5 protein-coding genes are annotated in these 6,708 nt (G+C 60.9%); all 5 read right to left on the bottom strand.

Annotation, left to right across the window (positions count from 1 at the left end; genetic code table 11):
* Positions 1-119: 119 nt before the first annotated feature.
* The 5 genes from rmf to rlmKL all read right to left on the bottom strand — a co-directional run bounded on the left by rmf (position 120) and on the right by rlmKL (position 6,496).
* Positions 120-299 carry a ribosome modulation factor gene (gene rmf / locus OKB81_RS18620; RefSeq protein WP_005315693.1) on the bottom strand — a complete coding sequence of 60 codons (180 nt, stop codon included), beginning with the start codon at positions 297-299 and terminating at the stop codon, positions 120-122.
* Positions 300-456: 157 nt separating this feature from the next.
* On the bottom strand, positions 457-2,106 hold the full coding sequence (locus OKB81_RS18615) for a DUF3466 family protein (RefSeq protein ID WP_010674760.1): 1,650 nt from the start codon (positions 2,104-2,106) through the stop codon (positions 457-459).
* 8 nt (positions 2,107-2,114) lie between these two features.
* Positions 2,115-4,025 carry an ATP-binding cassette ATPase Uup gene (gene uup, locus OKB81_RS18610; protein ID WP_270665178.1) on the bottom strand — a complete coding sequence of 637 codons (1,911 nt, stop codon included), beginning with the start codon at positions 4,023-4,025 and terminating at the stop codon, positions 2,115-2,117.
* A gap of 72 nt (positions 4,026-4,097) precedes the next feature.
* The gene (locus tag OKB81_RS18605; RefSeq protein ID WP_102948506.1) at positions 4,098-4,325 is read right to left on the bottom strand and encodes a glutaredoxin family protein; all 228 of its coding nucleotides are present in this window, start codon (positions 4,323-4,325) and stop codon (positions 4,098-4,100) included.
* Positions 4,325-6,496, bottom strand: coding sequence for a bifunctional 23S rRNA (guanine(2069)-N(7))-methyltransferase RlmK/23S rRNA (guanine(2445)-N(2))-methyltransferase RlmL (gene rlmKL / locus OKB81_RS18600; RefSeq protein WP_052814621.1), 2,172 nt, complete (start codon positions 6,494-6,496; stop codon positions 4,325-4,327). Before rlmKL ends, OKB81_RS18605 begins: the two co-directional genes overlap by 1 nt.
* Positions 6,497-6,708 lie beyond the last annotated feature (212 nt).

The following is a 6,708-nucleotide window of genomic DNA, read 5'->3' as shown; positions in this document are numbered from 1 at the left end:
AGCCAAACCACAGAAGTATGCGACGAGAAAACCTAGTAAAAACAATGCCAGTCAGGCTTAACTGACTGGCATTAGCCACGATGGCCCCTTTCCTTTTGTAATGAGTGATGAAGTATCGGTTACTTCATGAAGAGGCCTGAGCCTCGCCCTTCCATGGCATCGCGCCAACCACCAAGCCAATGGCCCCTTGCATCCAGGCACTGGTACGGACACGCTTCTTTCTGTTTGCCGACTACGCCAGCCTGATAACCACGAGCGCGAGCTCTCTCCAGACGGTCCCGTTTCTGTCTTTTCATCATCTACGACCCTCTTCGTGGAACAAAAAAAGCGACCAGTTTTTCACCGGTCGCCTTCATCTTTACCCCAGGGGGGAGGCAGGGTCAAACAAAAAATTCCATGCTATTCAGGGGTTGTGACACAAGATACTGAACTGCATTAATTTTTGATGACACTTATTTATCGCTGATAGCGACGCAGCCAGGCAAAGGGCAGCGCCAGCAGAGTCAACCAGAACAGGCTGCCGCCACCGCCCTCGCCACCATCCTGACCGGTCTGGTTGTTGACCGGCGCATTGCTGACCACATAGCTGGCCGGGGCATTGCCCTGATAATCCGCCACGGCCGGCGTCAGTTTGACGGCGACCACGGTGGCGTTGGCGCGTTTGTTGAGGTCGCTCTCGCTGTCATAGCGATACGCCGTCGCGGCAATGGTGCCGTCGCTGCTGATGCCGCTGGCGTAAGCGATGTGATAGTACTTGCCGTTCTGGGCACACTGCTTGTTGCCGGCGTCATCCTTGCCACAGATGAGATCGTTCAGATACCAGCTGTTGGCCGGGGCGGCCGCGTTCAGCAGGAAGGCTTCCTGCATGCGGTTGGTACCATTGACCACCGGTTGGGTCTGATGGCGGGAGTCGCGCCAGCCGACCACCATGTTGTGCTCGTTGATGGCGGCCGCTTCCGAGCCTGCCCCCGAGACCGGCTTGTCCTGGAGAGGAAGGCTGGCCGCCGTACCCGGCTTGCTCAGGTTGAACAGGAACATCTCCACCGGGCGGTTCTGTCCCTTGTTGATGCGATAGCGCTGGTTGCCGATCACGTAGCCGTTGTCGTTGACGGCCACGGCCCAGCTGTGTTGCAGCTTGGCATCGTCCTTGCCAGGCTCGCCATCCGGCAGCGGGATGATCTTGGTGGTGCCCACGGTGCCGGCAGCCGTATCCAGGGTCCAGTAGCTGGCGAGGTTGCGACCATCCAGATCACCGGTGCCCACCTCGCCGGTGGAGCTGTAGCCCACGCCGTAGAGGGTGCCGTTGTACTTGGCCACGCCCAGTGCAGAGGCGGTTTGCAGCACCTCGTCACGCTGATGGCCATAGGTACCGGCCTGCATCAGCTTGTTGAACCCGCCCGAGCTGTTGAGCAGCCAGAAGCTCGCCTGGGTATCGACCCCGGGGCAGTAGCGGAAGTCACCGTACTGGCTGTCATTGCCCGTCTCGAAACACCACTTGTAGAAGTCACCGCCCACCTTGTGGCGATACTTGTCGCTGGCCGCGGTACCGGTCACCAGATACTGACCGTTGTCCAGCTTCTTGATGGAGGTGGGTACGCTCAGGCCGTGGGTGCTGGCCGCATCCTTGAGCTCGACCGGGTTGCCGTCATTGACCACGGCAAAGGCGGTGCGCAGCTTGCCATTCATCTTGTAACCGACCCGATCCTCCGGGACATCCCCGAGGGCCGTCACCAGGCCATCGACCTCGGAGCTGGTCACGTAGCCCAGGTTGCTGCGTTGATCCACCTTGTCCAGGAAGTCGCGACGCCACTGGTAGGCAAAGCCCGAGTTGTCGCTCCAGAAGGAGTTGCAGACCGAGTTGGAGAGCATGCAACCCTGCTCGAAACGGAAACGATCGACCAGGAAGTCGGCAAACCGCACGGTGGAGAAGTATTCCGCCATGTTGTTCTTGGTGTTGAGCCCGATGAGGCCGTTGGCATCGCCGCTGATCCCGCTGGCATAGCCTTTGACTTCGTCATCGACGATGGTGAAAAAGGAGCTTTGTGCCGCCTGCGCGTTGAGGCTGGCGCCGACCAGGATGGCCAGCATGGATAATTGCTTTTTCATCTACTTCCTTAGTCTTGATGTTTCAACGCTTCCAACTCCTCCCAACGGGAGAAGGCGTGTTCCAATGCGGCCTCTGCCGCATTCAATGCATCCAGTTTGGGCTGGGTCTGCTCTGCTGGCAGAGAGAAGAAACCGGGGTGGTTAATCTCGGCCTGCAGGGCATCGAGTTCCATTTCCAACTGTTCCAGCCGGGCTGGCAGATTATCCAGCTCCAGTTGCAACTTGTAAGAGAGTTTTCGTGTTTTTTTCGCAGGCTCCGCTGCCGACGCGACAGGCTCTGCCACCTTGTTCTGGGTCGCCTTGGCCGTCTGTTGGGCGGCCTGCAGGGCTCGTGTGGCCATCATGTCGGCGTAGCCCCCGACATAATCGCTGATCCGTCCATCCCCTTCAAACAGCCAGCAGCCGGTCACGGTATTGTCGATGAAACGGCGATCGTGGCTGACCAGCAGCAGGGTGCCCGGGTAATCGGTGAGCAGCTCTTCCAGCAATTCCAGCGTTTCGACATCCAGGTCGTTGGTTGGTTCATCCAGAATCAACAAGTTACTGGGCTTGAGGAAGAGTTTGGCCAACAGTAGACGGTTTTTCTCGCCCCCTGACAAGGCCTTGACCGGGGTGCGCGCCCGCTTGGGCTCGAACAGGAAGTCCTGCAGGTAGCCGAGGATGTGGCGGGAGCGGCCGCGAACCATTACCTCCTGCTTGCCCTCCCCCACGTTGTCCACCACCGTCTTCTCGGGGTCGAGCTGCTCACGATATTGATCGAAGTAGGCCACTTCCAGGTTGGTCCCCTGGCGCACCGAGCCACGGCTCGCCTCGAGCTGACCCATCAGCAGCTTGATCAGGGTCGACTTGCCGCAGCCGTTGGGGCCCACCAGAGCAATCTTGTCCCCGCGCAGCACCTGCAGATCCAGTCCCTGGAACAGGGTGCGATCACCAAAGTCCAGCCCCAGCCCCTCGGTCTCGAACACCAGCTTGCCGGAGCGGCCCGCCTCGTCCAGTTGCAGCTTGGCCTTGCCCTGCAGTTCCCGGCGCTGGGTGCGCTCCATGCGCATCGCCTTGAGGGCCCGCACCCGTCCCTCGTTGCGGGTACGACGCGCCTTGATCCCCTGGCGCACCCATACCTCTTCCTGGGCCAGCTTGCGGTCGAACTCGGCGTTTTTCAGCTCCTCGACCCGCAGCCACTCCTCCTTGCCTTGCAGATATTCGTCGTAGTTGCCGGGCCAGGAGGTGAGCACGCCGCGATCGAGATCGATGATCCGGGTCGCCAGCTTGTGGATGAACTCCCGGTCGTGGGAGATGAAGACGATGGCGCCGCGAAAGTCCTTGAGGAACTCTTCCAGCCAGTTGATGGCATCGATGTCCAGGTGGTTGGTCGGCTCGTCCAGCAGCAACAGATCCGGGTCACACGCCAGGGCGCGGGCCAGAGCCACCTTGCGCAGCCAGCCGCCAGACAGACTGTCGAGCGTCACATCAGGGTCGAGATCAAGCAGGGTCAGCACCTGATTGATGCGGGTCTCGTACTGCCAGCCGTTCTGATAGTCGAGCTGCTCCTGCAACTGGCTCATGGTGCGAATGTTGGCATCGGAAGGGTCGTGCGCCAGGGCGTGGGAGACATGGTGGTACTGCTTGAGCAGCTCCCCTACCCCGGCCAGCCCTTCTGCGGCGTAATCGAACACGGTGATCTCGCTCGAGGCGGGCGGATCCTGCTCGAGGCGGGTCACTTTCAAATCTTGTTGCAACACCAGACGGCCGTCGTCCAGCGGCAGTTCGCTGGCAATCACCTTCATCAGGGTAGACTTGCCCGCCCCGTTGCGACCCACCAGACAGAGGCGCTCGCCCCGCTCTATGGTGAGCTCGGCATGGTCGAGCAGCGGAAAATCACTGAACGACAGGGACGCGCCGTGCAATGTCAAAAGAGCCATGTTTGTTCCTTGTTGCTTATGAAAAAACGGGCGGCAGCGTGAGTCTGCCCCCGTTTTGTCGTCAAATCCTGCTCACCCCTGTACCAGCCAGCCTTGCAGCTCCCCCAGGGTAAAAGGCCAGCCCAGCTCCCGGCCGGCACTGTCTTGCAGCACCGGGATGCGCACCCGGTAAGCCTCGAGCCAGGCCTCCTCCTCCAGGATGTCGCAACGGCGGGTCTGCGCGGCCATCCCGGCCTGTTCCACCAGCGTCCACGCCTGTTCGCACAGGTGGCAGCCGTCGGTGTGAAACAGGGTCAGCATCAGCCTTGTGCCTCGGCGTGGGTGATGATCCAGCAGTTGTGGATATGCTGGTTGCGCTCGAAGTCCTTGGGCCGGGTCTTGTTCGTGATGTTCTGCGCCTTGAGACCGATGGCGTCAAGGCCGGCCAAGTCCATCTTGAAGTGGCGCTTGTTGTTGGAGAAGACCAGGGTGCCGTCCGCCGCGAGCAGGCGCTTGAGGTGCTGCATCAACAGCAGGTGATCCCGCTGCACGTCGAAGCTCTCGTCCATCCGCTTGGAGTTGGAGAAGGTGGGCGGATCGATGAAGATGAGGTCGTACTGTTCGTCCGCCTCGGAGAGCCACTTCAGGCAGTCCGCCTGCACGAACTTGTGCTCGCGGCCCACCAGCGAGTTGAGGCGCATGTTGTCCTGGGCCCAGTTGAGGTAGGTGCGCGACATGTCCACCGTGGTGGTTTCGCGGGCGCCGCCGAGCCCCGCGTGCACGGTGGCACTGCCGGTGTAGGCGAAGAGGTTCAGGAAGCGCTTGCCCCGAGCCATCTGGCCCAGCATGCGGCGGGTCTGGCGATGGTCGAGGAAGAGGCCGGTGTCCAGATAGTCGTAGAGGTTGACCCAGAGGCGTGCACCGTACTCCTGAACCTCCATCCGGTGCTGCTCTTCGGAGAGCTTCTGGTACTGCTGTTTGCCTTCCTGGCGCTCGCGCACCTTCAGGATCACCTTCTCGCCGTCCATGCCGGTCACCTTGATGGCGGCCTGCACCATGTCCAGCAGACGCTGGCGGGTCTTCTGGGCGGGAATGTCCTTGGGCGCCGCGTACTCCTGTACCACCAGATAATCCTGATAGCGGTCGATGGCAGCGTTGTACTCCGGCAAGTCCGCGTCATAGAGGCGGTAGCAATCGAGGTTCTCCTTGCTCGCCCATTTCTCGAGGGTCTTCAGATTCTTGCGCAGACGGTTGGCAAAGTCCTGGGCCACCTCTTTCTGGGAAGCGACGGCATCGAGGGCGATCTGATAGTTGCGCAGCTGGCACTCGAGGGCGCCGTTGAACAGGCGATACTGCTTGTCGGCACGCAAGCGCAGGCAGCTCAGGAGTTCGGGAGAGGCGGAGAGAATGGTGACCTTCCACCCCTGGAAGCCGCGGCGCAGGGCATCGCCAAGGGCCTGATGCACTTCCAGCAACGCCGGGAATTCACCGAGACGCTCGCCATAGGGCGGGTTGGAGATGAGCATGCCGACCTGACGGCTCTCTCCTTCCACAGCCGGCATCGGCAGCGGATTTTCCAGCTTGGTGACATCGGCCTGCTTGAAGGTAATGAGATGGGCCACGCCGGCGGCCTTGGCGTTGTCACGGGCCTTCATCAGGACCCGGGTATCCGCATCGCAACCGAACAGTTTCACCTCGCAGCGCTGCATGCCGCGCTTGGCACGCACCTGGGCTTCCATCATCAGACTCTGCCACAGTTCACCATCGTGTTGCAGCCAGCGATCGAAACCGAAGCGCTCACGGCGCAGCGCAGGCGCCATGTCGGCAGCGATGAAGGCCGCTTCAATCAGCAGGGTACCGGAGCCGCACATGGGGTCCATCATGGGCTCGCCAGCCCAGCCGCTGCGGGCAATCATGGCCGCAGCCAGGTTCTCTTTGAGGGGCGCCTCGCCGGTGCCCTGGCGATAGAAGCGCTGGTGCAGCGCCGGGCCTGACAAGTCCAGCGTGATATTGGCCTTGCCTTTGCCAAGGTGCGCCATGATGCGAATGTCCGGAGACTTCTTGTCCACATCCGGGCGCACGTGGCCGCGCTTGGTGAAGCGATCGACGATGGCGTCCTTGATCTTCAGGGCGCCGTACTGGGTATTGCGAATGGAGGCGTTGGTACCGGTAAAGTCCACCGCGATGGTGGCGGTACCGGAGAAGTGCTCCTCCCAGGGAATGGTATGAGCCCCGAGGTAGAGGTCCAGATCGTCGTTCATCTGGAACTCGGAGAGCACCAGCACGATACGGGAGGCAAAGCGGCTCCACAGACAGGCCTTGTAGCCGATGGCCAGTTCGCCCTTGAAGTGGACGCCGGCCACGGTCTCACGGACCTGCTCCGCACCCAGATTGGTCAGCTCGACGGCCAGCAGGTTTTCCAGCCCCTTGGGGCAGGTTGCAAAAAATTCTTTCATCACGCTCACGGGGATGCCATAAAAATAGTGCCGCATTATACCTTATCGGCCCGCGCTCGGCACTCGAACCTTGGACAAAGGCGCCATATAAACGGCAAGAGGCGCGGCAGACTCTCCCCTCCCCCCTTGCGGGCGACAGGATCCCGCTCTTGGCTGGCAGCTGTCTACCATCTCAGAGATCCCCTCATTTTTAGAGACTCAAATAATTCCAAGTGTGCGGGTATATAAGCGGTGTTGCTTCAGGTAGT

The organism is Aeromonas sp. QDB56 (genome assembly GCF_027705505.1).
GTDB lineage: Bacteria > Pseudomonadota > Gammaproteobacteria > Enterobacterales > Aeromonadaceae > Aeromonas > Aeromonas caviae.
This window is presented reverse-complemented; position numbering and strand designations above follow the sequence as displayed.